Origin of the sequence: Fundidesulfovibrio putealis DSM 16056, from assembly GCF_000429325.1 — a bacterium.
Lineage (GTDB): Bacteria > Desulfobacterota > Desulfovibrionia > Desulfovibrionales > Desulfovibrionaceae > Fundidesulfovibrio > Fundidesulfovibrio putealis.
This window is the reverse complement of sequence record NZ_AUBQ01000004.1, coordinates 443368-468422: the sequence shown is the minus strand read 5'-3', so window position 1 is coordinate 468422 and position 25055 is coordinate 443368. Positions and strand designations below refer to the sequence as shown.

The window sequence follows — 25055 nt, the reverse complement described above, 5'->3', positions numbered from 1 at the left end:
TCTCCTGTCAGTTGGGGGTGAAGTCTTTGAGCAGTTCCCGCAGGCGGGCATTGGCCCTGCTTTTGCGGGACAGAAGCGTTCCCAGCGGTTCGTCCCACTCTTCGGCCAGGTCGCGGAAGCCGTGGCCGTCGATCTCCGTGGCGATCCATACGGCGCGCTCCTTGGCGGAGAGCTGGCCGATGGCCCACAGCAGTCTGTCCTGCAATTGCAGCCGTTCCACGCTCCGTTCGGGATTGTCCGCGCTTGAGGGCAGGCTGAAGGTGAGCGCGTCCGCGTGTTCTTCGTCATCCAGGGATTCGGTGGGGCGGCTGTTGCGCCGGAAATCGATGATGCGGTTTTCCAGCGACCTGTAGGCGTAGGCCGTGAGGTTCTCGATCTCTCCGAAGATGTCCGCCCTTTTCAGCAGCCCGTGGATCATGTCGGATACGATGTCCTCCACGTCCATTGCGGGGATGCGGGACAGACGCTTGCGAACATACCGGAAAAACTTGTTTTTCTCCCGTTCGATGGTCTGTGCGAATGATGATTGAAGTGTCTTCACATGATTCCCGGTACGCGCACTGTCGCTGCTGAGAGAATAGACGCGGGAGGAGGCGTATTATTGCATGTATTGCCCACGGAAAGCATCAGAAAGCGCGGAATGCGAACAATACATGGTCCCGAGGCGACTCGGAAGCTGGAAGAGACCCGACCGGGCGCTTGTGACGATAGGGGAGACGCCTGTCAGGCGGTGTGCCAGGCTGATGAGCGTTTGTGATTATGCCCAGCGAAGTGCCAGGAGATAGTTGCGGCATTTGCCGGAGAAAACATTTCGGAGACGGGGCTGCCGTGGTCGCTGGGCGCGTGCCGGACGCGTATGCGCGTCCGGCACGCGGGGGATCAGCGTTTGCCCTGCTTGTGGAACAAGGTGGATTCGGTCTTTTCGGGGTTCTTGCTGAGGTGTGTATGCCTGTTCACCGCGCCGCGCGCCATGGACGTCATGATGCGAGGCAGGTCCGAGTCCTGCCAGACGGTGGTGAAGGCCGGGTCGGACTTCAGGCGATCGGAGAGAATATAGCCGTCGGTCTGGCCGGGAGCCAGGGAGACGTCCTCGTGTCGGACGGCTCCGGCGTTTCCGACGGCATCAGAGAGGAGTGTGGAGGCGCACTCCGCGAAGAACTTGCGCACATCCTCGGTGGATTCGGCGCGGTCCATGCGTTCCCGAAAGGCGGGAAGCTGTGCCTGTTCAATACGGGTGAAGGAAATCTGACGGGTCATAGGGCCTCCTTGACGCGGGATATTCGGCGCGACGGCTGCCGCGCTAGCTTCAGCCATAGCAGAATCCCCGGCGCGTACAAAGGGGGGAAATAAAAAAAGCGCGCCACGTGGGTGGCGCGCCGGATGTCGTCGAAGCGTGCGTTCCAGGAAGCTTAGCGTCGCCTTCCCGGCGTGAAGCGCTTGGGGTCGATGCCGTGCTTCTTCACCTTGTAGTTGATGATGCGGTAGCTCTCGCGCAGGTCCTTGGCGGCCTGGAACATGTTTCCCTTGGCTTTTTTCAGAGCCTCGATCAGGAGCTCCTTCTCGAACTGGTCCACTGCCTCGCCGAAGGAGAGGGTGGCCTCGGTGTTGGAGCTCTCGGCGGTCTGGAGCGTGGGGGGCAGGTGATAGGCACGGATGACGCCGTCCTCGGCCTGCTCGAAGGCGCGCTCCATGCAGGAGCGCAGCTCGCGCACGTTGTCCGGCCAGTGGTACTGGCTGATGAGGTCGATGGCCGGGGTGGAGATGCGCTTGAACTCCTTGCCCTCGACCTGTGAGAACTCCTCCAGGAAGTACTCGGCCAGGGGCAGCACGTCACCCGCACGGTCCTGCAGGGGCGGGACGTAGATGGGGATGACGGACAGGGCGTAGTAGAGGTCTTCCTGGAACTCGCCGCTGCTGACCAGCTCTTCCAGGTTGGCCCGGCTGGAGGCGATGACGCGCACGTCCAGGCTGGTGGGCTGGTCCGACCCGTAGCGGAACACCACGCCTTCCTGCAGGAAGCGCAGCAGCCCCTGCTGGGCTTCGGGAGTCAGCTCCTCCACGTCCTCGATGTAGAGCGTGCCGCCCTGCGCCAACTCCAGCGCGCCGCGCTTGGACTGGGTGGACTTGGAGGCCTCGCCCTTTTGCACCCCGAAGAGGGCGCGATAGATGGATTCCGGCGGCTCGGCCGAGCAGACCATGCGCTGGAAGGTGCGCTTGCGGCGCGCGCTCTGGCCGTGCAGGGCCTTGGCCAGGTATTCCTTGCCGGTGCCTTCCTCGCCGCGCAGCAGCACGGGGGAGTCGTTCTGGGCGGCCTGGTCGATCTGGCGCAGCACAAGGCGCATGCTCTTGGAGACTGCCACCACCTTGTGCCTGCTCTGGGCCTCGGCCACGGCTTCGGGCTCGGGCTTTGGCTTGGCGCGCGGCCTGACCATCTCGTCGCGCAGACGAAGCGCCACAGTGGCGAACACTCCGGCTGCGGCCATCATGAAGTCGCGCTGGGCCTCCAGGAACACGGGCGGAGCCTTGGGAACGTCGGCGCACAGTGCGCCCATGGCCGAATTCTGGCCTGTGTAGCCGCGCCCCGGCACCAGGACCGGAACGCAGATGAAGGCCAGGTTTTCCAGCTCCCTGGCCGGGCGGCCATAGAAGTCCGGGTGGTCGGCCATGTTGTCGATGATGAGCGACTGGCGCGTGGCCAGGGTCTGGCCGATGGCGATGGGGCCGGGACCCTGGGGCGTGCCGAAGAAGGCGTCCTGGCCGCGCGAGAGCGACAGCCGGAGGTTCTCCAGCGGCACGTCCAGAAGCTCCAGATAGACGCGATGATAGCCCATGACCTCGACCAGCCGGGCCAGCATGGTGTCCAGGCAGTCACGGGCCGCGCGGGTGGGCACGCACTCTTCCAGAATGGCCCGAAGGGCCGTGAGATACTTCTGGGAAGGGCTCTCGCCCGATGAGAAGACGTTCATGACGCGCTCCAGATCACCTGAGTGCGGCCTTGGCGCCAAGTTCCAGAGCCTTGAGGTTGGCTTCGGCCAGGGCGGGCTTCAGGTACTTGCGCACCGAGCGTTCCAGGGCCTCCATGCCAAACGGCAGGGCTTTGATTGCGCAGGCGGCCCCCAGCAGCACCGTGTTGGCGCTCTGGGCGGCTCCAGCCTGCTGCGCCAGGGTGCGGCAGGGCAAAAACAGCACAGTGGAGGCCACGGCCTTGGCCTTGGCTTCAACCGATTCCAGGCTGGGATAGGCGGCCTTGCCCGTGGCCACGGACAGGGGCGGCAGCGACTCGGAGTTGCCCACCAGCCTGCCGCCGGGCTTCAGGTAGCACAGCGCGCGGAGCGTCTCCAGCAGTTCGAAGCCCAGGAGCACGTCAGCCTCGCCGTGGGTGATCTTGGGGCTCAGGTAGCCTATCAGCACGGTGGATTCCACCACGCCGCCGCGTTGCGCCATGCCGTGGATCTCGCCGGAGGTGACGGCCAGGCCCTCGTCCAGGGCGGTCAGCGACACGAGTTTGGTTGCGGTCAGGGTTCCCTGTCCGCCCACGCCGGTAAAGAAGATACGTGTGCGCTGCATCTATGCGCCCCTTTTCTTGGCCTTGAAGGACTTGTCCAGTTGCAGGCAGTACATGCAGCCCGAGCACATCTCCTCGTCCACGCGCACCGCGTCGCCTTCTTTCAGGAAGGCCGGGCAGGCCAGCGAGCCGAGCACGTCCAGGCACCCTTCGGTGGTCTCGGCCACGGTGGCGACCTGGGGCTTGGGCTTGCCGTTCACGCGGCGCTCGTGGATGACGCAGGGGTCGCGCAGGATGAGCACGCGCGGGCCGGAGAGCGCTTTCATCTCTTCCAGGGCCTTCTTGGTGGCCTTGTGATTCAAGGGGCTCAGCGACTTGACATGCTCCACGCCGCAGGCGCGCACCAGCGGTTCGATCTCGATGGGGCGCTCGTTGGGGCCGATGGCCGTGTGGTCCACGCCGGGGTGAGGCTGGTGGCCGGTCATGGCCGTGGTGCGGTTGTCCAGGATCACCACCAGGATGTTGTGGTTGTTGTAGACCGCGTTGATGAGCCCGGTGATGCCGGAATGGAAGAAGGTCGAGTCGCCGATGAAGGCCACGGTGGTCTTGCCGCTGGCCGTGGCGAAGCCGGAGGCGGTGGAGATGCTCGCGCCCATGCACAGCAGGAAGTCGGCTGCGGAGAGCGGCGGCAGAAGCCCCAGCGTGTAGCAGCCGATGTCCGAGGAGTAGAGGGCCTCGTCGCCGTAGACTTCGCGCACGGTGAAGTAGGACGCGCGGTGTGAGCATCCGGCGCACAGGTTGGGCGGGCGCATGGCCAGCCCCTGTTCGGGGGCGCAGTGCTCGGGGCCACGGGCCTGGCGGCCCTGGGCCTGCCGGATGGCCTGGCGGACCATGTCCGTGGAGTATTCGCCCCACACGGGCAGGGTCTCGCTCTTGCCGAGCACCTCAAGGGCGACGCCCTTGCGCTGCAGGAGCGCGCGCAGGTGCTCTTCCACCAGCGGGTCGAGCTCTTCCAGCACCAGGACAGCCTTGAGGTCCTTGACGAACTCCAGCAGCAGGGCGTCCGGCATGGGGTAGCTGAACCCGAGGTCCAGAACCTTGACCTGTCCGGTGAGGCCTTCCTCGAACAGGGCGTCGCTCAGGTAGCAGCGGCAGATGCCCGAAGCGATGACGCCAAGCTCGCCCTGGCCGGAAACCTTGTTCCAGCGGGAGCGCTCGGCCTCCTGGCGGATGGAGGCCATCCTGTCCAGGAGCTGGCGGTGCTGCACCCGCGAGTGGGCCGGGATGGGCACGTACTGCTGGAGGTTGCGCACGAAGGGCTTGCGCGCCTTCTCAGCCGGAAGGTTGCCGAGCTTCACCGGGCCGCGCACGTGGTTGACGCGGGTGGTGGTGCGCAGGAGCACCGGCTGGCCGGTGCGGTGGGCCAGATGCAGGGCGTCGCGGGCCATGTCCTTGCATTCCTGGGCCGTGGCCGGCTCGAAGCAAGGCAGGCCTGCCAGGCGCGCGTAATGGCGGTTGTCCTGTTCGTTCTGGCTGGAGTGGCAGCCCGGATCGTCGGCGGAGAGCAGCACAAGGCCGCCCGGAGCCGTGATGTAGGACAGCGTGAGCAGCGGGTCCGCCGCCACGTTGACGCCGACGTGTTTCATGGTGACCAGCGTGGGGACTCCGGCCAGGGCCGCTCCGGCGCCAACCTCGAGGGCCACCTTCTCGTTGGTGGAGTACTCGAAGATGTAGTCGCCTTCGCGGCTCAGCCTGAAGAACGTGTCGGGCACCTCGGAGGAGGGCGTTCCCGGATAACAGCTAACGAAACCGACGCCGCCTTCGAGCGCGCCGCGTACGATAGCCTCGTTTCCGAGCAGCAGCAGGGTCTCGCCAGGGGTGTCGGCCAGCAGGGGGCTTGGCATGGATGCGTTTCCTTTGCGGCGGTGCGGCGCTTATTTCATCTTGGATTTGATTTCGTCGATCTTGGACTCGTAGAAGGCCTTGTTGCCGCCCGAACCGGCGTCGCGCATGCGCTCGTAGGCGGCCAGGGCCTCGTTCCATGCCTTGGCTTCCTCGGCCACGGCCGCCAGCTGGCGGGCCACGATGGGCTGCATGGCCTTGGGGGACTTGGGCAGGAAATCGGACAAAAGCTTCACGGCCTTGGCGTTGTCGCCGCCCTGGGCCAGGGCGGTGGCGTGGCCCATGACAGCGATCTCGCGCATGCCGTCGGGGCCGATGAGCGAGAGCTGGTTCCAGGCGTCGGCGGCCTTGTCGAACACGCGCTGCTCCTGCGCGGTGCGGGCCATCTCCAGCAGGGCCGCGCCCTTGGTGGTGGCCGGGGCGGTCTTGACGTAGGCTTCCAGGGCGGCCAGGCGCTCCGGCCCGGTCTGGGTGGCGATGATGGCTCCCAGGTCATTTTCGGCCTTGATCTGGGCTTTCTTGGCGCTGGAGGTGTACACGGCGTATCCGGCGGCGGCCAGCACGGCCACGATGACCAGGGCCGCAAGGGGACGCCAGGAATGTGCAAGGAAACGTGCCAGGGGGCTCATCTGCTCGGGACGCTCGAAAGTGATGTCTGCCATGGGGTGCCGCTTATTTTTGATTAGGTTTGAGGGTTGCGAAAAACCCCGCCTGAGCGGGGGAACCGGGCCGAAAGGCGACTCATCTATACCTAAAGCTTAGTCCCTGTCAAAAGGCGCTCGTTGACGTGGACGCCGCCGCGAGGCTATTTGATGTGCTTCATATTTCGCGGAGGTCCCATGAGCATTCAGAAACAGATGGAAGCGCTGGCCCGTGAGGCCAAGGACGCCTCCCGTTTGATGGCCAAGGCCGACGGCCAGAGCAAGGACAAGGCCCTGACCGTGCTGGCCGGACTGCTCGAGTCCGAGTCCGGGGAAATCGCCAGGGAGAACGCCAAGGACATCGCCGCCGCCGAAGCGTCCGGCATGGACGCGGCCAAGCTGGACCGCCTGCGCCTCACGCCCAAGGTTCTGGCCTCCATGGCCAAGGCCTGCCTGGACGTGGCCGCCATGCCCGACCCCGTGGGAGCCATCGAGACCATGTGGCAGCGTCCCAACGGTCTGATGGTGGGCAAGATGCGCATCCCGCTTGGCGTGGTGTGTATGATCTACGAATCGCGCCCCAACGTCACCGTGGATTCCGCCATCCTGTGCCTCAAGGCGGGCAACGCCGTGGTGCTGCGCGGCGGCTCCGAGGCCTTTCATTCCAACATGGTGCTGGCCTCGCTGCTTTCGCGCGCCCTGGAAGAGGCCGGACTGCCCGGCGGGGCCGTGCGCCTCGTGCCCACCACCGACCGCGCCGCCGTGCCCGCCCTGTGCAAACTCGACGAATACATCGACGTCATGATCCCGCGCGGCGGCGAGGGCCTGATCCGTTCCGTGGTCGAGGCCGCCACCATGCCGGTACTCAAGCACTACAAGGGCGTGTGCCACCTCTTCGTGGACGAGAATGCGGACCTGGAGCAGGCCGTGGCCATCGCCGACAACGGCAAGTGCCAGCGCCCCGGCGTGTGCAACGCCCTGGAGTGCCTGCTGGTGCACGAAAAGGCCGCCCCGGCGTTTCTGCCCATGATCGCCTCCGCCCTGGGCGGGCGCGGCGTGGAGTTCAGGGCCTGCCCTGCATCGCTCGCGCTGCTCGGGCCCACGGCCAGGCCCGCCAGCGAGAACGACTGGGGCTATGAATTTCTGGATTACGTCCTGGCCGTGCGCGTGGTGAAGGACATGGATGCGGCTCTGACGCACATCGCAGCCTACGGTTCCAACCATACCGAGTGCATCCTGACCGCAGATCACGGCCGCGCCATGCGTTTTCTGCGCGAGGCCGACGCCTCCATGGTGGGCATCAACTGCTCCACGCGCTTCAACGACGGCGGGGAGCTCGGCCTTGGCGCGGAGATAGGCATCAGCACCTCAAAGCTGCACGCCTACGGCCCCATGGGGCTGAAGGAGCTCACCAGCCTCAAGTTCGTGGCTTTCGGCCAGGGACAGGTGCGGGCCTGATGTCCTTCGCCGCGACGGCGCTGTGTTCCGGACGCGCCTTCCCCGGGTGCGCCTGGGCGGCGGGCGGGCGCGGCTGACATGCAGCGCCTTGGCATCCTGGGGGGCACCTTCAATCCCATCCATGTGGGACACGTGCGTCTGGCGCTGGAGATGCAGGAAGCCCTGGCCCTGGACAGGGTGGAGCTCGTCCCGGCCGCCAGGCCGCCACACAAACAGGACGACCCCATGCCTGCGTTCTGGCTTCGGGCCGCACTGGCGGAAATGGCGGTGGAAGACCTCCCCTGCGTCGGCGTGAACCGCATGGAAGCCAACCGGCCCGGACCGTCATACACCTGGGACACCCTCCTGGAATTGACCGCCGGACGTCCCGGCGTGGAGCTTTACTTCATCCTGGGCGTGACGGACTTCTTGAATCTGCATTCGTGGAAGAACGGGACGCGGCTCGGAACCCTGGCAAATCTTGCCGTCTCCACCCGTGACCGCCTCGGCGCGGAACAGCTGGCGGCTTATCTGGCGGATCATCCGGAAATGGGATATTCGCCGGACGGCCCCGGGCGCTGGCGGCAGGAATGCGGCAGGCGCATCGAGCTCGTGGACGTTCCCCGGCTTGACATCAGCGCCTCCTTTATACGAGACCGCTTCCGGCGCGGGGCGAACCTGCGTTTTCTCGTCCCCAAGCGGGTCGAGGACGAGCTGAACCGGCGCAGGGACCAGCTTCTCACACTGTGGACCTGAACCGGGCCTGAAATCAAATCCGACCAGTGTCGTTATAGGGATAGCGCGTGAATCATGTCTTTTCGGGGCGGCGGATCGTCGCTGCCTGGTGTTCGGCCCTGTTCTGTCTGGCCATTTGCTTTCCGGTGACGGCGCAGCTTCTTTCGCTTGCGCCTCATGGCAAGCTGGCCGAAGCCACCAGCTCCCCCTTTCCCGAGGTGGCCTGGACCCTGCCGTCCCTGAAGGCTGCGGGAAAATCCCTTGCGTCCGGCTGGCTGGACAAGAACTTTCCTTTCCGAAGCACGCTCATCCGCTGGTACAACTACTCCTCCGCCACGTTGTTCGGCTCCATGTCTGCCAACTCGCCCGTAGTGGTGGGCAAGGACGGCTGGCTGTATCTGGCGCGCGACCGCTCCATCGACGTGCTGGAGGAGCACCGCGCCGTGAAGCCCCTCACGGAGGAGCAGCTTGCCCATCTGGCCGCCGTCTACGAAGAGCGCCGCGCCTGGCTGGCCGAGCGCGGCATCCGCTACCTGGTGGTGGTGGCCCCCAACAAGGACACCATCTATCCCGAGTATCTGCCCGACGCCTTCAAGCAGGTTGGCGAGCGCTCGCGCATGGATCAAGTGATGGCCTATCTGGAGGCTAAATCCTCCCTGAACGTCCTGGACCTGCGCGGCGTCCTGTTGGAGGCCAAGAAAAGCGCGCAGGTGTTCTACTCCACGGACAGCCACTGGAACGCAAACGGGGCTTTCCCCTCCTACCAGGCTGTCATCGAGCGGCTGGCCAAGGATTTCCCGGGGCTCAAGCCCATGCCGGCATCCAATTTCTTCCCTCAGGGCTTCACCTTCCTGGGCGGAGACCTTTCCTACATGGTGGGCATCGAGGAGCTTATCACCGAACAGAAGTTCTTCATGATGCCAAAGACCCCCCTGAGCGCCAGGGGCGTGAGCACCGGCATATTCAAGCCCGGATACACCCAGGCCGCCCAGGCCTCGGCCATGGAGGACAAGAGTCTGCCCAAGGCCCTGTTCTTCCACGATTCCTACTTCTGGGAGATACTGGGCTTCTTGGGGGAACATTTCAGCAGGGCGGTGTACGTGTGGGTGAAGCCTGGGCTCGGGGGCAAGCAGAGCCTGTTCGACAAGGAACTCATCGAGGCTGAAAAGCCCGACGTGGTGGTGGAGGAGATCGCCGAACGCTTCTTCATTCCCGTGGCCGTCAAGGCGGCCACGGTCGGGGAGGGCGCACAATGAGGCCGCTTTTCCTGATCGCCGCCGTGTTGTGCTGCCTGGGCGCATCCCCCGCCATGGCCCAGAAGAACCTGTTTGCCGGGCTTTCGGGCGAGCTGCGCATCGTGGGCTCGGATGTGGGGCTGGTGGCATTCCGCGAAGCCGCAGACAAAATAATGGCCGACAATCCGGGCATCTCCGTGCAGTTCGCCCTGACCGGCTCGGGAACTGGCTTGCGCCGCATCCGCCAGCGCCAGGCGGACATCTGCCTCTTCGACCGCGACCCGGCCCTGATCTCCACAGCCGGAGCGCCGCTTGCGTCCGCGGCCTACGGCGTGGACCCGGTGGCAGTGGTGGTGAATCCCGTGAACACGGTGGGTCCTCTCAGCGCCGATCAGCTCAAGCAGGTGTTCTCCGCCAAGGTCAGGTTCTGGAACGCCCTGGGCGGCGGCGACTATCCCGTCATGCCCATCTACATCGAAGCCTCGGAAACCGAAGGCAAACCCGACACCAGGCCGGGCAACGTCAGCGTCTCCAGCCAGCCCGCCATGCGCTTCACCCTGGCGCGCAACAAGGAGACCATCGGCTGCATCAGCCTGCGTGATCTTGACGCGAGCCTCAAACCCGTGGCCGTTGACGGCGTGCTGCCGCAGATGCAGGCCTTCAAGGAAGGCCGCTACAGGGTCTATGCACTCATGTATGCCGTCACCGAGCAGACTCCCTCGCGTCTCGCCAAGGCGTTCCTGGACTACATGGTCGGCCCTGAAGGCCAGGCTCTGCTGGTAAAGACCGGCTACCTCCCCCTGGCCGACAAGCCCTCCTGGGAGAGCATACTGCCCGTGGGCAACCCGGACAAACTGGCGGGGGGCTCATGAGCCAGCCTCCGCCTGCCCGCTCCTGCGAAACGGGGGCCGGGCGTTCAGGCGCAGAGGTGTTTACTGAGTCGGGACCGGTGTTTTCAGCACGTTCCGGCGGGATCGGGCTTTACAATGTCGGGGAATATCTTAGAATGACAGGTGATGATCAACCCGAAATCAACCGCAACCTGACGGAAGAAAACGTGTCTCAGCCTCCACCATCGCATCCTCTGTCCCCCCGTGTCTCACATGTTTGAACTCATTCTCGCAGTGGCCATAGCCCTGGTCATGTCCTCGTTCTGTTCTCTGAGCGAGGCTGTTCTGTATTCCCTGCGCTGGAGCTGGATCGAACGCATGCGCGCCGAAGGCAAACGCTCCGGCGAGATCATGTACCAGATGCGCATGAACATCGAAAAACCCATCACCGCCATCCTCACTGTGAACACCCTGGCGGCCACGGCAGGCGCAGCCGTCTCCGGCGCGCTGGTGGTGCAGGTTCTGGGCGAAGAGTCCGTGGGCTATTTCACGGCAGCTTTTTCAGTGATAATCCTGGTCTTCGGAGAAATCCTGCCCAAGACCATCGGCGTGGTCTACGCCCGCAGCCTTGGCCCCGTCCTGGCTGGGCCGCTCAAGATCATGGTGGTGCTGCTGACGCCCCTCATCTGGGCCAGCGGCTTCCTGACCAAGCTGGTCAAGCCCAAGTCCAAGGGGCCGGAAGCCTCGGAGGAGGACATCCGGGCCGTGGTCAGCCTGTCCAGCCGCGCGGGCAAGATAAACGCCATGGAGGAGCGCTCCATCTCCAACATCCTGGCCCTGGACACCAAGAGCGTCCATCAGATCATGACGCCGCGCACCGTGGTCTTCTCGCTGCCTGCGGACATGACCGTTCTGGAGGCCAAGGAGGAGAACCAGCTCTGGCCGCACAGCCGGGTTCCCGTCTACGAGGCGGACGACCCGGAGAACATCGTGGGCATAGTCTTTCGCAGGCAGGTGTTCGAGGCCCTGGCCAACGACCAGCACGGCGTGAAGCTTGCCCAGCTCATGCGTCCCGTGCAGTTCGTGCTGGACACAATGTCCCTGGACAAGGCGCTTCTGCGCTTCATCGAATCGCGAATGCACCTGTTCGTGGTGCTGGACGAATACGGCGGAGTGGGAGGCGTCATCACCCTTGAAGACGTGCTGGAAGAGATTTTGGGCAAGGAAATCGTTGACGAGACCGACGAGGTGGCCGATATGCGTGAGCTGGCACGCGTGCAGCGCGAAAAACTGCTTCGCGGGCATAATCCGGGAGCCTGACGGCCGGATGCCTCCTTTCTGCTCCGCTTCTGACTGTGCGGGCGGCGGCAGGAGGCCAGAGATGCCAGTGAGGCCCGACGAGCGAAGCGTGGGGCGCAACGTGGGCGGGCGTGTCTTGAACTGGCGGCAAGGGTCGCGGCTCCTGTGGTGGGAGCCGGGACATCGGGCCGCAAGGCTGGGAGGTTGTATGGCGGGCAGCAGCAAGACGGGCGTTTATGCGGCGGCGCTGGTCCTCTTTCTCGGGGGGCTGGGCTGGCTGATCTATTCGGGCCTGGACGAAGGCTCGGCCTATTTTCTCAACGTGAGCGAGGCCCTGGCCGCCAAGCCGGAGCAGCTGGGCAAGGCCCGGCTCTTCGGAACCGTGGCGGAAGAGGGCATCTCCCCTGCGCCTGGCGGGCTTGGCGTCAGCTTCACGCTGCTGGACAAGGACGACCAAGGCAAAACCCTGCACGTCGAGTACAAGGGCGCGGTGCCCGACACCTTCAAGGCAGGGGTCGAAGTCATCGTCGAGGGCGGCCTGAACCCTTCCAAGGGGGTTTTCGGAGCCACCACCCTTATGACCAAATGTCCTTCCAAATATCAGAAAGAAAACCGCAAAGACATCCGGGGCTGAAGAAGCCGCTCGTCTAGACGCCCAAAGGGGGGAGTCCTTTTATGCATTTCACCGCCCATTGGGCGCTTCTATTGTCTTTGGTCGGCACGCTGGTCGTGGCCGGGATGGCCGCCTGGCAGCTCTGGAACCGCGAAACCGGCAAGGCCGCCTGGTTCGAGGCCGCGCAGAGCGTGCTGTTCTCCGTGCTCACGGCAGTGTCCGTGGTCCTGTTCGTGGCTCTCATCAAGCACGATTTCTCCTATGAGTACGTGTTCAGCTACACCGACCGCGTGCTGCCGCTCTTCTATGCCGTCACGGCTTTCTGGGCCGGGCAGGCCGGGTCGCTGCTGTTCTGGGCCTGGATGACCGCGCTTTTCGGCGTGTGTTTTTCCATGACCAAGGGCTACGCGAACCTGTCCGACCAGACCAAGACCTGGTTCTGGCTGTTCTTCCTGGCGACCGAGGCCTTCTTCCTGCTGCTGCTCACCGGGCCGAGCAACCCCTTCCTGAAGCTCGTGCCCGTGCCCGCCGACGGCAAGGGGCTGAACCCGCTGCTCCAGAACCCCGGCATGATCTTCCATCCGCCGCTCCTGTTCCTGGGCTACGCGGGCTTCGCCGTTCCCGGCTGCGTGGCCCTGGCCGCCTGGATTTCCGGCGAGCAGACCTCCTGGCTGAAAAGCACGCGGGGCATCGCCATCTTCTCCTGGATCATGCTCACTGCGGGCATCGTCCTGGGCTGCTGGTGGGCCTACATGGAACTGGGCTGGGGCGGCTACTGGGCCTGGGACCCGGTGGAGAACGCCTCGCTCATCCCCTGGTTCTCGGCCACGGCCTTCATCCACACGGCGGTCATCGAAACCCGCCGGGGGGCCTTGCAGCGCACCAACGTGATGCTGATGGCCCTGACCATGCTCCTGTGCTTCTTCGCGACCTATCTGGTACGCAGCGGCGTCATCGAGTCCCTGCACGCCTTCGGCGAGGGCGGCGTGAGCCGGCCGCTTCTGACCTACATTCTCACGGGCCTGGGCCTGACGCTTCTGGTGGCTGTGATCGGCAAGCCCGTACGGGCCTCGCGCCCCATGTCCGGGCTGGTGTCCCTGCCGGGCATGCTGGCCGCACTGGCCGTGCTGCTCATGGCCTGCGCGCTGGTGGTGTTTTTAGGCACCATGTGGCCGGTGATCTCCAAGCTGTGGAGCGTAAGCACCGTGGGCCTGGACGCCAACTTCTACAACCGCGTGTGCAACCCGCTCTTCGTGATGGTGGGCCTGATCCTGGCGTTCTGCCCCTGGCTCAGCTGGAAGGAAGGCGTGCGCGAGCCGCGCTGGGCCATGGTGGCGCTCGGCGTCATGGTCGCCAGCGCCGCAGCGTTCTACGCCATGGGATACCAGAAGCCCGTGCCGCTGGTGGGCATGGCCTCGGGTGTCTCCTCGCTGGTCAGCCTGGCCCTGCTGCTGTCCACTTCCAAGGCGTCCCGCAATCTGAAGGGAGGGCTGGGCGCGTGGCTTCTGCACGCCGGACTGGCCATGGTGCTGGTGGGCGTCGCGTTTTCGGGGCCATACCAGGAGTCCAAGGAAGCCGTGGTATCTCCCGGGGAAACCGTGGAGCTTGGCTCCTACCGCCTGACCTATGTTGATCTTCAGGAACTCTCCAACGAGCGTTTTTCGGGCGGGCAGGCCAGGATCGTGGTCAGCAGGAACGGCCAGACCCTGGGCGAGATGACCCCGGAGCGCCGCATCTACCGCAACTTCCCCCAGCCCTTCGCCGAAGTGTCGGTCATCCCGTCCCTTGGCGAGGAGCTGTATTCCACTCTGCTGGCCTTCAGTCCGGACAAGAGCGCCAGCATCAAGGTGAGCATCAACCCGCTGGTGAACTGGTTCTGGATCGGCGGCACGCTCATGTGTCTGGCGGGCTTTCTCTGCCTGGGCCGCTCCCAGGGGCGCGAGGAGTAGGGGTGCTGACGCTCAAGGGCGCGGCCAAGTTCTACGGGGACAGGCTGGTCTTCAAGGGCCTGGACCTGACCGTGCGTCCGGGGAGGGCGCTCATGGTGGTCGGGGCCAACGGCGCGGGCAAGTCCACCTTGCTGCGGGTCATGGCCGGGCTGTCCAGGCCGTCCGCCGGGACGGTGGAGACCTCCCTTGAGCGTGGTGAGATGGCCTATCTTGGCCACCAGACCTTCCTGTACGCCGAATCCACGGCCATGGAGAACCTGCGTTTCTGGACCGGGCTGTACGGCCTGAAGCTTGACGACGCGGCGCTTCTGGCAGCGCTCGAGCACGTGGGCCTTAGGAAGTTCGCCGAGGAGCGCGCCGGGCATTTCTCGCGGGGCATGGCCCAGCGGCTGAACCTGGCCCGGGTGTTCTGCATCGCGCCAAGGCTCCTGTTCCTGGACGAGCCGGACACCGGCCTGGACGAGGCTTCCAAGGCCGTGCTGCACCAGGAGATCGCCCGTGCCCGCGACGGCGAGCGGGCAGTGGTCTGGGTAAGCCATCACCTGGAGCGCGACCTGCCCAAGGCCGACGACGTCTTGCACCTGGACCGGGGACGCGCAGCCTATTTCGGTCCCGTCTCCGGGTTCGACCTCTCTGTGATGGCTGGAGCCACCACATGCTGAGGCGCGGCGTACAGGATAACCGGCGTCTGGTACCTGCCGTCCCCTGTCTTCAGGCAGCGGGAGGTTCTCCGTGCTGAGCGCATCCCTGAAAATTGCCGGAAAGGACCTGCGCCTGTGCCTGCGCGGCGCGCAGGGGCTGGCCCAGACGGCCCTCCTGGGGCTGCTCATCATCTTCGTGTTCAGCCTCTCGCGCAAACCCGGCGAGGAAGTGCCTGCCCTGGCCGCCGCCGCCATCTTCTGGCTGTCCACGCTGTTTTCCCAGGTGTTGGTCTTCAGCGGTCTGTACGCCCTGGAAGAGGGCAACGGCGCGCGCATGGGACTGGCCATGGCCCCCATCGCGCCGCAGGCCGTGTGGCTGGGAAAGGCCCTGGCCGGGCTCACCCTGGTGCTGGCCTGCCAGCTTGTTTTTGGCGTGGCGGTCGCAGCCTTTTTGGGGCAGAGTGTGTCTGGTTCGATGCCCCTGGCCCTTGGCTGCGTGGTGGTCGTGGACGTAGGCCTCGTTGCGCTCGGGTCGCTCATGGGCGCGCTGGCTTCAGGCAAGACTTCGCGCGAGTCGCTCCTGACCGTGATCTTTTTCCCGCTCATCATTCCGGTGCTGCTGGCAGGAATCCGGGTGCTGGAAGGGGTCATCCTCGGCGGCGAGGGCCTGGATTCGAGCCTGGACTGGCTCGGGCTGGCCGGGGCATTCGCGGCGGTGTTTTCCGCTGCCGCGCTGGTTCTTTTTCCGTTCATCTACACAGGCGAGGAATAGGATGACAGCCGTGCTGGCCGCCCTGGCGGCCGTGGCCCTCTGCGTGGCCCAATGGTTCATCTGGGTGTACGCCCCCGTGGAGCAGTCCATGGGAGTGGTGCAGAAGATTTTCTACATCCACCTGCCCCTGGCCTGGTGGGCTCTGGGAAGCTTTTTCGTGGTGTTCGTGGCCTCGGTCCTCATGCTGGTCAAGAAGGACAACCGCTGGGACCGCCTGGCCGGAGCCTCCTGCGAGCTGGGGGTGCTGTTTTCCGGCTTGGCTCTCATCACCGGTTCCCTGTGGGGCAAGCCCATCTGGAACGTCTGGTGGACCTGGGACCCGCGCCTGACCACCACGCTCATCATGTGGTTCGTCTACAGCGCCTACCTCATCCTTCGCCAGAGCGGGGCAGGGGGCGAACGCGGCCCTGTTGTGCGCGCGGCGCTCGGCGTGGTGGCCTTTCTGGACGTTCCCCTGGTGTTTTATTCAGCGCGCAAATGGCGCTCCATCCACCCCACGGTGTTCGGCTCCCAGGGGGGCGGACTGGAGCCGGAGATGCTCACGACCATACTTGTGAGCATCGCGGCGGTAGGACTTTTCTGGGCGGCGCTTCTGTCGCTCAGATCGCGCCAGCTCGGCCAGGGCGCGGCTCTCAGACACGTGTTTCTTCACCAGACGAGGTAAGTACAGTCATGGGCAAGGAAGGTTTTCTGCTTATAGCCAACGCGATCGTCTGGCTTGGACTCTGTGGATATCTGGTCTTCATGGCCACGCGCCAGAAGCGTCTGGAACGTCGCTTGAAACAATTGGAAACGCTGAAAGATGACTAGCATGCATCCCCCTCAGGCCAACAAGGCCGTTGTCGCCGTCATGTTCCTGGCCATCGCGGCCATGTTTGTCTGGTCCTTCGCCTACAGGGCGCAGAATCCCTCCCTGGTGTCCTCCGTGGAGTCGCGCGGCGGCGCTCCGGGGGGCGAGGGCATGCCGGGCGGAAGCGCCATGAATCAGGTGATGGAGGCCATGTCCAGGCTCCAGGCCAACCCCGACGACCTGGGAGCCATGGAAGAAGCGGCCGAGGCGTTCGCTACGGCGGAAATGTGGGACAAGGCCTTGGCCATTCTGGAAAAGGCCTCCGCAAAGGACCCGAACGAGCCGCACCTGCTGAACCTCTACGGCGTGACGCTCTTCCGTCTGGAACGACCCGCTGAGGCCGCCAAAAAGTTCGAGCGTCTGCTGGAGGTCGAGCCGGGCAACTTCCACGCCCAGTTCAACCTCGGGGCCGTCTACAAACACGGCCTGGAGGACGCGGCCAAGGCCAGGGCCTATTTCGAGGCTGTGGTTGCCAACCCCAAGGCTGACCCGCAGACCAAGGAACAGGCCCGTAAGGAATTGTCGCCGGGTTCGTAAGTCTTTTCCGACCGTATTAGGCGGTATGATTCATGGCTGGCGCGGGTTGCAGGCCTGTTGTTCCGCACAGCGGAACATTATGGAAGCATTGCATTTTTCCACCCGTGGGTTACAGAAGCACGGAGTTATGTCGGCTTTTTCCTTTCTTGTGAAAATCTGGCACAGGCAGACCGTGGAGGCCGTGCGCCCGAAGTGGCGCAACCATGAACCCTATTCTGGAGGTAAGACAGGCATGAAGTTCAAACGTGGTCTGGTCATGGCTCTCGCCATGGCCGCATTCCTGGCTGTCGGCAGTCTGGCCATGGCGGCTGACGTCATCAAGATCGCCGTTCCTTCCCCCTTCACCGGCTCCGCCGCCGGTTACGGCGACAACGTCAAGGCCGGCGTGAGCATGAAGGTTGACGAGATCAACGCCAAGGGCGGCGTGAACGGCGTGAAGGTCGAAGCCGTGTACTTCGACGAACAATGCGATCCCAAGGAAGCCGCCACCGTGGGTACCAAGATCGCCGGCGACAAGGACCTCGTGGCCATCGTGGGCCACCTGTGTTCCGGCGCCCACCTGGCCGCGCTGCCCAACTATGTGCGTATCGGCGTCGCCGCCCTGTCCCCCACCGCCACCAACGTGACCATCTCCGACAAGGGCAAGGATTCCAAGGGCCTGTACTGGAGCTTCCGCAACGTGTACCTGGACGACTTCCAGGGCGTCTTCCTGGCCGATTACATGTCCAAGGTCCTGGGCCTGAAGAAAGTGGCCGTGTTCTATGAGAACAACGACTATGGCATCGGCCTGAAGGACGCCTTCCTGAAGCAGGCCAAGGCCATTGGCCTCACCGTGGTCGGCGAGGAAGCCTACATGAAGGGCGCCACCGACTTCACCCCCCAGCTGACCAAGCTGAAGGGCGCTGCTCCCGATGCGCTGTTCATCTCCGGCTACTACTCCGAGGCCGCCCTCATTTCCGACCAGGCCAAGAAGCTTGGCATGAACGTGCCCAAGTTCGGCGCGGACGGCATGGACAACGCCGACTACATCAAGCTGGGCGGACCTGCTGCCGACAACACCTACCTTACCACCCCGTTCCTGGCCGAGACCGCCGGTCCCGACGCCAAGGCCTTCATCGACGCCTACAAGGCCAAGTTCAAGCGTGATGTTGACTGGATGAGCGCCAACGCGTATGACGCCGCCGGTATGATCCTTGAGGCCGTCTCCAAGGTCGGCGCCGACCGCGCCAAGATCCGCGAGTACCTGGCCTCCATCAACACCAAGGAAAAAGCCTACAAGGGCATCACCGGCCTGACCTACTTCAACGAGAAGGGCGACTGCGTGAAGCCTGCCTACGTGAAGATGGTCAAGAACGGCCAGTTCGTCCCCGCCGAAAAGCAGATGACGAACTAGGCTTCTTGGGCTTAAGAGATTCGAAGCAGGCTGGATGATTGTCCAGCCTGTTTCGTTTCCCTCGAATGACTGTTTGAATCGCCCGTGCGGAAGTGTGCCGCTGCATTTCATTCCAGGCGGGTTCGTTCTGTTCTGCAAGGCGTCCGCGATGCCAGCGCATCCGGCGCTGACTTCGATGCGAACCCTACGCCGACCGTTCCGGTCCGGTTTCAGGGAGGGCGGATACACCGCGCCACGCGTCGCAAAACCCCGGTTCGGAGAAGGCCGTGTTTGAACAACAACTATTCAATGGGTTGACCCTGGGCCTCATCTACGCGCTCATAGCCGTGGGCTACACCATGGTCTATGGCGTCATCGAACTGATCAACTTCGCCCACGGCGAGGTGTACATGTTCGGTGCGTTCCTGTGCGTAACATTCATCAATTCCCTTGGTGTACCGCTGTTTCCGGCCATGGTCCTGGCTATGGCGCTCTGCGCGCTGATGGGCGTCTCCATCGACCACATCGCGTACAAGCCTTTGCGCAAGGCCCCGCGTCTTGCGGCGCTCATCACGGCCATCGGCGTCTCCATCTTTCTGCAGAACATCGCCATGATCATCTGGGGATCGCGCCCGGCTCCCTTTCCCCGCGCCGCCGTACCCCAGTATTTCAGCGAGCAGGCGTTTACCCTCGGCTCGGTCAGCGTCTCCGGTCTGCAACTTTTCATTTATGTTTTGACCACCGCCATGATGATCGGGCTGACCCTCATCATCAACAAGACCAAGGTCGGAACCGCCATGCGCGCCCTGGCCCAGAACGCCACGGCTGCTGCGCTCATGGGCATCAACGTCAACCGGGTCATCGCCTTCACCTTCGCCCTGGGCTCGAGCCTCGGCGCGGCAGCGGGCATTCTGGTCGCCATGTACTACAACACCATGAGCGCCACCATGGGCTACAACGCGGGAGTCAAGGCCTTTGCGGCGGCGGTGCTCGGCGGCATCGGCTCCGTGCCCGGAGCCATGCTCGGCGGCGTGGTGCTCGGCGTGGCCGAGACGCTGGGCGCGGGCTACGTGTCTTCGCAATACCGTGACGGCCTGGGCTATGCGGTCATGATCGCGGTCATCTTGCTGAGGCCCTCGGGCCTTCTCGGCAAGAGCGTGGGCCAGAAGGCATAAGGGGGCTTATGATGTCAGGCAAATCGACCGCACTGAAGCTCCTGGGGCTGGGCGTTCTGCTGGCCTTTCCGTTCATTCCGTTCCTCAGCAGCGAATACGTTGTGCACGTGGCCGTGCTCATCATGGTGTACGCCGTGCTGGCCATGGGGCTGAACGTCCTGCCCGGTTTCTGCAACCTTCTGGACCTGGGTTACGTGGGCTTTTACGGCATCGGCGCATACACGGCGGGCATCCTCTCCCTGAACTACGACATGAGCTTCTGGATTGTGGTGCCCCTGGCTGCCGCGCTTGGCGCGCTGTGCGGCGTGCTGCGCGGCGCTCCGACGCTCAGGCTTTCCGGCGACTACTTCGCCATCGTAACATTCGGGTTCACGGAACTCGTGGTGCTGTTTCTCACCAACGAGATCTGGCTCACGCGCGGGCCGCTGGGCATGCCCGGCATCCCGCCCATCGACATCAACCTCACGTGGCTCGGCATCGACTGGCGCTATGATTTCCTGAGCGAGACCCCGTACTACTATCTGGGCCTCCTGATGGTGGCCTTCGTGTACGTGGTCATGTGCCGTATCGAGGATTCTCGCCTGGGCCGCGCCTGGCTGGCCATCAAGGAAGACCCCCTGGCTGCGGCCAGCTGCGGCATCAACCTGATGGTCTACAAGTCGGTGGCCTTCGCGTTCTCGGCCGCCGTGGGCGCGCTGGCGGGTTGCTTCATGGCGCGCTGGTCCATGTTCCTGGCCCCGGACGTGTTCAAGTTCTGGGAATCCTTCCTGGTGCTGTGCATGATCGTGCTGGGCGGACTTGGCAACATCAAGGGCGCAATCGTCGGTTCCATTGTGCTCATCGCCCTGGGCGAGGTGCTGCGCGTTGTGCTGCCTCATTTCGGCCTGCCCACGGAGACGCGCTTTCTGGCCTACGGCCTTCTCATGATTCTCATCATGCGCTTCAAGCCTGGCGGCTTCTTCCCGGCCATCGCCGCCACCAGCAAGAAGAGCAGACTCATTATGGACCTCAAGGCCAGGCTCCAGACGGAGCGGGCAGGGTAGGGCATGGACACCATTCTCAAGATCGACGGAGTGAGCAAGCGTTTCGGCGGCCTCCTGGCCCTGGCCGACGTGAGCTTCGAGGTAAAGAAGGGCCGCATCCTGGGGCTCATCGGCCCCAACGGCGCTGGCAAAACCACCATGTTCAACTGCATCGCGGGCATCTACACCCCCACCGAAGGGACCATCACCTTCGACAAGGGCGGCGCGCCCGTTTCCGTGGGCGGTTCGCGCCCCGAGCAGATGACCCAGATGGGCGTGGCCCGCACCTTCCAAAACATCCGCCTCTTCGGCTCGCTGCCGGTTCTGGACAACGTGCGCATCGGACGGCACTGCCGGGCGGCGCAGGGCTTCTGGGGCGCGGTGCTTCGCACCAGGGCTCAGAAGGCCGAGGAAAAGCTCCTGGTGGAGCAGTCCCTGGAGTACCTGGATTTCGTGGGCCTGAAGCACAAGGCCCTGGACCTCTCCAGCTCCCTTTCCTACGGCGACCAGCGCCGCCTGGAGATCGCCCGCGCCCTGGCCAGCCAGCCCAAGCTCCTGCTTCTGGACGAGCCCGCAGCAGGCATGAACCCCCAGGAGACCGGCTCCCTGGTGGATCTCATCCACGCCATCCTGGAAAAGGACGTCACGGTCGTGCTCATCGAGCATGACATGAAGCTGGTCATGAGCATCTGCGAGCATCTGGTGGTGCTTGACCACGGGGTCAAGATCGCCGAGGGCGGCCCGCGCGAGATCAGGGAAAACCCGGAGGTCATCGAGGCCTATCTGGGCAGGGGGGCGGCTCATGCTTAGTATGACGGACATCCACACCTATTACGGCTCCATCCATGCCCTCAAGGGCGTGACGCTCACCGTGAACCAGGGCGAGATCGTGACGCTTATCGGCGCCAACGGCGCTGGCAAGACCACCTCGCTCATGAGCGTGTCCGGAGTCACCCAGCCCAGGCAGGGCACGATCATGTTCCTTGGCGAGGACATCACCAAGATGACCACGGAAAAGATCGTGGCCAGGGGCATCACCCAGGTGCCCGAGGGCCGCATGATCTTTCCCCGCCTCACGGTGCGCGAGAACCTGCTCATGGGCGCGTACCTGCGAAACGACAAGGACGGCGTGAAGGCCGACGAGGAAAAAGTCTACGAGCTGTTCCCCAAGATGCGTGAGCGCATGAAACAGCACGGCGGCACGCTCTCCGGCGGCGAGCAGCAGATGCTTGCAATCGGGCGCGCGCTCATGGCAAGACCCAAGTTGCTCCTGCTGGACGAACCCAGCCTTGGGCTTGCTCCTATTGTGGTGGAGAACATCTTTGAGATAATCCAGCGGATCAACCGGGAGGGGACCACCATCCTGCTGGTTGAACAGAACGCGCAGATGGCCCTGCACATCGCCCATCGCGGCTACGTGCTGGAGACCGGCGCGGTCACGCTGGAAGGCCCGGCCAAGGACCTTCTTGAAAATCCGAAGGTGCGTTCGGCATATCTTGGACTCGACTAATCCGCCTGCGGAGGGCGCATGGACAGAATAAACAGCCTTGGCCTCACGTTCGACGACGTACTGCTCATTCCCGCCTATTCGGAGATCCTGCCTGACCAGGCGGACGTCTCCACCTGGCTCACTCCGGAAATCCGGCTGAACATACCACTTTTGTCCGCAGCCATGGACACCGTCACCGAGTCGCGCATGGCCATCTCCATGGCCCGCAACGGCGGCGCGGGCGTCATCCACAAGAACATGTCCGTGGCCCAGCAGAAGCTGGAAGTGGAGAAGGTCAAGAAGAGCGAATCCGGCATGATCATCGATCCGGTGACCGTGCACCCGGAGATGACCGTTGCCGCCGCCCTCAAGGTGATGGCCGAATACTCCATCTCGGGCCTTCCCGTGGTGGAGAACGACGGCCTGGTGGGCATCGTCACCAACCGCGACGTGCGCTTCGTGGACGACGACGTGACCCTGGTGCGCGACGTCATGACCAGCGACAAGCTGATCACCGTCCCTGTCGGCACTCCGCTGGAGATCGCCAAGGAGCACCTGCACGTCCACCGCATCGAAAAGCTCCTGGTGGTGGATGAGCACAAGAAGCTGAAGGGCCTCATCACCATCAAGGACATCGACAAGATCCAGAAATATCCCAACGCCTGCAAGGACCCCCTGGGGCGCCTTCGCACCGGCGGCGCGGTCGGCGTTGGAGCCGGGCGCGATGAACGCGTGGAGGCCCTGATGGAAGCCGGATGCGACTTCATCGTGCTGGACTCCGCCCACGGCCACACCCGCAACATCCTGACCGCTGTTGAGGCCATCCGCTCCCAGTTCCCCAAGTGCCAGCTCATCGCGGGCAACGTGGGCACCTATGAGGGAGCCAAGGCTCTTATCGCCGCCGGAGCCGACACCGTGAAGGTGGGCATCGGGCCGGGCTCCATCTGCACCACCCGCATCGTGGCCGGCGTCGGCGTTCCCCAGGTGACCGCCATCATGGAAGCCGTGCGCGCCTGCCGCGAGCATGACCGCTGCTGCGTGGCCGACGGCGGCATCAAGTTCTCGGGCGACGTGGTCAAGGCCATCGCCGCCGGAGCCGACACCGTGATGATGGGTTCCATGTTTGCTGGCACCGAGGAAAGCCCCGGCGAGACGATGCTGTACCAGGGCCGCACCTACAAGATCTATCGCGGCATGGGCTCCATCGACGCCATGCGCGAGGGCAGCGCCGACCGCTACTCGCAGGACAAGACCTCCAAGCTGGTGCCCGAGGGCATCGTGGGCCGCGTTCCCTTCAAGGGCCATGTGTCAGAGTCCATCTACCAGATGGTGGGCGGCCTGCGCTCCGGCATGGGCTACGTGGGCGTCGCCAACATCAAGGACCTCCAGGAAAAGCCCCGTTTCACCCGCATATCTCCGGCAGGGCTTCGCGAATCACACGTCCACGACGTCATCATCACCAAGGAATCTCCCAACTACAGGGTGGAGAGCTACTAAATGCAACACAACGACACCGTCGTAATCCTGGACTTCGGCTCCCAGTACACCCAGCTCATCGCGCGCCGGGTGCGCGAGGCCGGGGTCTTCTCCGAAATCCATCCCTGCTCCATCGGCGCGGACAAGCTTCGGGCCATTGCTCCCAAGGCCGTCATCCTTTCCGGCGGACCGTGCAGCGTGGGCGACGACGATTCGCCCCAGTTGGACCCCGCCGTGCTGGAACTGGGCGTTCCGGTGCTGGGCATCTGCTACGGCATGCAGCTTCTGGCGCACACCCTGGAAGGCGGCAAAGTTGCCGCTGCCAAGGAGCGCGAGTACGGCCGCGCCGAGCTGACCGTGACCGGGTCCAGCGTCCTCTTTGAAGGCGTGGACACCAACGCGCCTCTTACTGTGTGGATGTCCCACGGCGACCACGTCGTGTCCGTGCCCACCGGCTTCTCGGTGATCGCCCGCACCCCCAGCGTGGACGCCGCCGCCATGCAGGACGTCTCCCGCAACATCTTCGCGCTCCAGTTTCACCCGGAAGTGGCCCACACCGAAGACGGGGAGACCATCCTGCGCAACTTCCTGTTCAAGATCGCCAAGGTCGGCACCGGCTGGACCATGGCCAGCTACGTGGAAGACGAGGTTGCAGCTCTCCGCGCCAAGCTGGGTGACGACCACGTGGTCTGCGCGCTGTCCGGCGGCGTGGACTCTACCGTGGTGGCCGTGCTGCTGCACAAGGCCATCGGCAAGCGTCTGCACTGCATCTTCGTGGACAACGGCGTGCTGCGCCTTCATGAGGGCGAGGAAGTGGTCAACTATCTGCGTGAACACTTCGACCTGAACCTCAAGTTCGTCCAGGCCCAGGATCTTTTCCTGGACCGTCTGGAAGGCGTCCAGGACCCGGAGAAGAAGCGCAAGATCATCGGCCACACCTTCATCGAGGTCTTCGAAAAGGAAGCCAAGGCCATCCCGGGCGTCAAATGGCTGGCCCAGGGCACCCTGTACCCCGACGTCATCGAGTCCGTGAGCTTCAAGGGCGGCCCCTCGGTGGTCATCAAGAGCCACCACAACGTGGGCGGCCTGCCGGAGAAGATGGACCTCAAGCTCGTCGAGCCCCTGCGCGAACTGTTCAAGGACGAAGTGCGCAAGGTGGCCTACGAACTGGGCATGCCGGAGAGCATCATCTGGCGGCACCCCTTCCCCGGACCGGGCCTGGCCATCCGCATCATCGGCGAGATCACCCGCGAGCGCCTGGACATCCTGCGCAAGGCCGACAAGATCGTTCAGAACGAGCTTTTGGCATCGGACTGGTACCGCAAGGTCTGGCAGGGCTTCGCAGTGCTGCTGCCGCTCAAGACAGTGGGCGTCATGGGCGACGACCGCACCTACGAGAACGTCTGCGCGCTGCGCATCGTGGATTCCCTGGACGCCATGACCGCCGACTGGTCGCGCGTGCCCACGGACATCCTGGCCAGGATTTCCAACCGCATCATCAATGAAGTAAAGGGCATCAACCGGGTGGTCCTGGACGTCTCTTCCAAGCCGCCCTCGACCATCGAGTGGGAGTAA

At 64.2% G+C, this 25055-nt stretch carries 24 protein-coding genes and 1 pseudogene; 19 read left to right on the top strand and 6 right to left on the bottom strand.

Annotation, left to right across the window (positions count from 1 at the left end; genetic code table 11):
- Window positions 1-7 precede the first annotated feature (7 nt).
- The 6 genes from G453_RS0105165 to G453_RS22460 all read right to left on the bottom strand — a co-directional run bounded on the left by G453_RS0105165 (window position 8) and on the right by G453_RS22460 (window position 6069).
- A complete protein-coding gene (locus G453_RS0105165; protein WP_027190190.1) occupies window positions 8-541 on the bottom strand; it encodes an RNA polymerase sigma factor in 534 nt (177 codons plus the stop codon).
- 338 nt (window positions 542-879) lie between these two features.
- A complete protein-coding gene (locus tag G453_RS0105160; RefSeq protein ID WP_027190189.1) occupies window positions 880-1257 on the bottom strand; it encodes a hypothetical protein in 378 nt (125 codons plus the stop codon).
- Window positions 1258-1409: 152 nt separating this feature from the next.
- Entirely contained in the window at window positions 1410-2966 is a 1557-nt protein-coding gene (locus G453_RS0105155) for a sigma-54-dependent Fis family transcriptional regulator (RefSeq protein ID WP_027190188.1), read from the bottom strand.
- A 13-nt stretch (window positions 2967-2979) separates the two neighbouring features.
- Window positions 2980-3567, bottom strand: a complete 588-nt coding sequence (locus tag G453_RS0105150) for an indolepyruvate oxidoreductase subunit beta (protein WP_027190187.1) — start codon at window positions 3565-3567, stop codon at window positions 2980-2982.
- Window positions 3568-5409 (bottom strand): indolepyruvate ferredoxin oxidoreductase subunit alpha, encoded by a 1842-nt coding sequence (gene iorA, locus G453_RS0105145; protein ID WP_027190186.1) that lies wholly within the window; start codon window positions 5407-5409, stop codon window positions 3568-3570. It lies immediately after the preceding gene.
- Between the two features lie 30 nt (window positions 5410-5439).
- Entirely contained in the window at window positions 5440-6069 is a 630-nt protein-coding gene (locus G453_RS22460) for a YfgM family protein (RefSeq protein WP_051271738.1), read from the bottom strand.
- 177 nt (window positions 6070-6246) lie between these two features.
- On the opposite strand from G453_RS22460, the gene G453_RS0105135 reads away from it, so the two are divergent.
- The 19 genes and pseudogenes from G453_RS0105135 to guaA all read left to right on the top strand — a co-directional run bounded on the left by G453_RS0105135 (window position 6247) and on the right by guaA (window position 25055).
- Window positions 6247-7506 carry a glutamate-5-semialdehyde dehydrogenase gene (locus G453_RS0105135; protein WP_027190185.1) on the top strand — a complete coding sequence of 420 codons (1260 nt, stop codon included), beginning with the start codon at window positions 6247-6249 and terminating at the stop codon, window positions 7504-7506.
- A 78-nt stretch (window positions 7507-7584) separates the two neighbouring features.
- Entirely contained in the window at window positions 7585-8241 is a 657-nt protein-coding gene (gene nadD, locus G453_RS0105130) for a nicotinate (nicotinamide) nucleotide adenylyltransferase (RefSeq protein WP_027190184.1), read from the top strand.
- A 47-nt stretch (window positions 8242-8288) separates the two neighbouring features.
- Window positions 8289-9476: an alginate O-acetyltransferase AlgX-related protein gene (locus G453_RS22455; protein WP_051271733.1), complete on the top strand. Its 1188-nt coding sequence runs from the start codon at window positions 8289-8291 to the stop codon at window positions 9474-9476.
- Window positions 9473-10327, top strand: a complete 855-nt coding sequence (locus tag G453_RS0105120; protein ID WP_027190183.1) for a substrate-binding domain-containing protein — start codon at window positions 9473-9475, stop codon at window positions 10325-10327. Before G453_RS22455 ends, G453_RS0105120 begins: the two co-directional genes overlap by 4 nt.
- Window positions 10328-10558: 231 nt before the next feature.
- The gene (locus G453_RS0105115) at window positions 10559-11605 is read left to right on the top strand and encodes a hemolysin family protein (RefSeq protein ID WP_027190182.1); all 1047 of its coding nucleotides are present in this window, start codon (window positions 10559-10561) and stop codon (window positions 11603-11605) included.
- A gap of 187 nt (window positions 11606-11792) precedes the next feature.
- Window positions 11793-12218, top strand: a complete 426-nt coding sequence (locus tag G453_RS0105110; RefSeq protein WP_027190181.1) for a cytochrome c maturation protein CcmE — start codon at window positions 11793-11795, stop codon at window positions 12216-12218.
- A 41-nt stretch (window positions 12219-12259) separates the two neighbouring features.
- Window positions 12260-14146 (top strand): heme lyase CcmF/NrfE family subunit, encoded by a 1887-nt coding sequence (locus tag G453_RS0105105; protein ID WP_027190180.1) that lies wholly within the window; start codon window positions 12260-12262, stop codon window positions 14144-14146.
- A 65-nt stretch (window positions 14147-14211) separates the two neighbouring features.
- Window positions 14212-14808, top strand: a pseudogene (locus G453_RS0105100) (ABC transporter ATP-binding protein); the annotation flags it as partial.
- Between the two features lie 70 nt (window positions 14809-14878).
- On the top strand, window positions 14879-15559 hold the full coding sequence (locus tag G453_RS0105095; RefSeq protein ID WP_027190178.1) for a heme exporter protein CcmB: 681 nt from the start codon (window positions 14879-14881) through the stop codon (window positions 15557-15559).
- Window position 15560: 1 nt separating this feature from the next.
- Entirely contained in the window at window positions 15561-16223 is a 663-nt protein-coding gene (gene ccsA, locus G453_RS0105090; protein ID WP_027190177.1) for a cytochrome c biogenesis protein CcsA, read from the top strand.
- An 8-nt stretch (window positions 16224-16231) separates the two neighbouring features.
- Complete coding sequence (locus tag G453_RS27045; RefSeq protein ID WP_084502107.1) at window positions 16232-16369, top strand: CcmD family protein; 138 nt, start codon at window positions 16232-16234, stop codon at window positions 16367-16369.
- Between the two features lies 1 nt (window position 16370).
- Window positions 16371-16946 carry a tetratricopeptide repeat protein gene (locus tag G453_RS22450; protein WP_027190176.1) on the top strand — a complete coding sequence of 192 codons (576 nt, stop codon included), beginning with the start codon at window positions 16371-16373 and terminating at the stop codon, window positions 16944-16946.
- A 232-nt stretch (window positions 16947-17178) separates the two neighbouring features.
- On the top strand, window positions 17179-18339 hold the full coding sequence (locus tag G453_RS0105075; RefSeq protein ID WP_027190175.1) for an ABC transporter substrate-binding protein: 1161 nt from the start codon (window positions 17179-17181) through the stop codon (window positions 18337-18339).
- Window positions 18340-18605: 266 nt separating this feature from the next.
- Window positions 18606-19493 carry a branched-chain amino acid ABC transporter permease gene (locus G453_RS0105070; RefSeq protein WP_027190174.1) on the top strand — a complete coding sequence of 296 codons (888 nt, stop codon included), beginning with the start codon at window positions 18606-18608 and terminating at the stop codon, window positions 19491-19493.
- 11 nt (window positions 19494-19504) lie between these two features.
- A complete protein-coding gene (locus tag G453_RS0105065) occupies window positions 19505-20536 on the top strand; it encodes a branched-chain amino acid ABC transporter permease (protein ID WP_027190173.1) in 1032 nt (343 codons plus the stop codon).
- Window positions 20537-20539: 3 nt separating this feature from the next.
- Complete coding sequence (locus G453_RS0105060) at window positions 20540-21325, top strand: ABC transporter ATP-binding protein (RefSeq protein ID WP_027190172.1); 786 nt, start codon at window positions 20540-20542, stop codon at window positions 21323-21325.
- A complete protein-coding gene (locus G453_RS0105055; protein WP_027190171.1) occupies window positions 21318-22025 on the top strand; it encodes an ABC transporter ATP-binding protein in 708 nt (235 codons plus the stop codon). Before G453_RS0105060 ends, G453_RS0105055 begins: the two co-directional genes overlap by 8 nt.
- Window positions 22026-22043: 18 nt before the next feature.
- Window positions 22044-23501 (top strand): IMP dehydrogenase, encoded by a 1458-nt coding sequence (guaB, locus tag G453_RS0105050; RefSeq protein ID WP_027190170.1) that lies wholly within the window; start codon window positions 22044-22046, stop codon window positions 23499-23501.
- Window positions 23502-25055, top strand: coding sequence for a glutamine-hydrolyzing GMP synthase (gene guaA / locus G453_RS0105045; RefSeq protein WP_027190169.1), 1554 nt, complete (start codon window positions 23502-23504; stop codon window positions 25053-25055).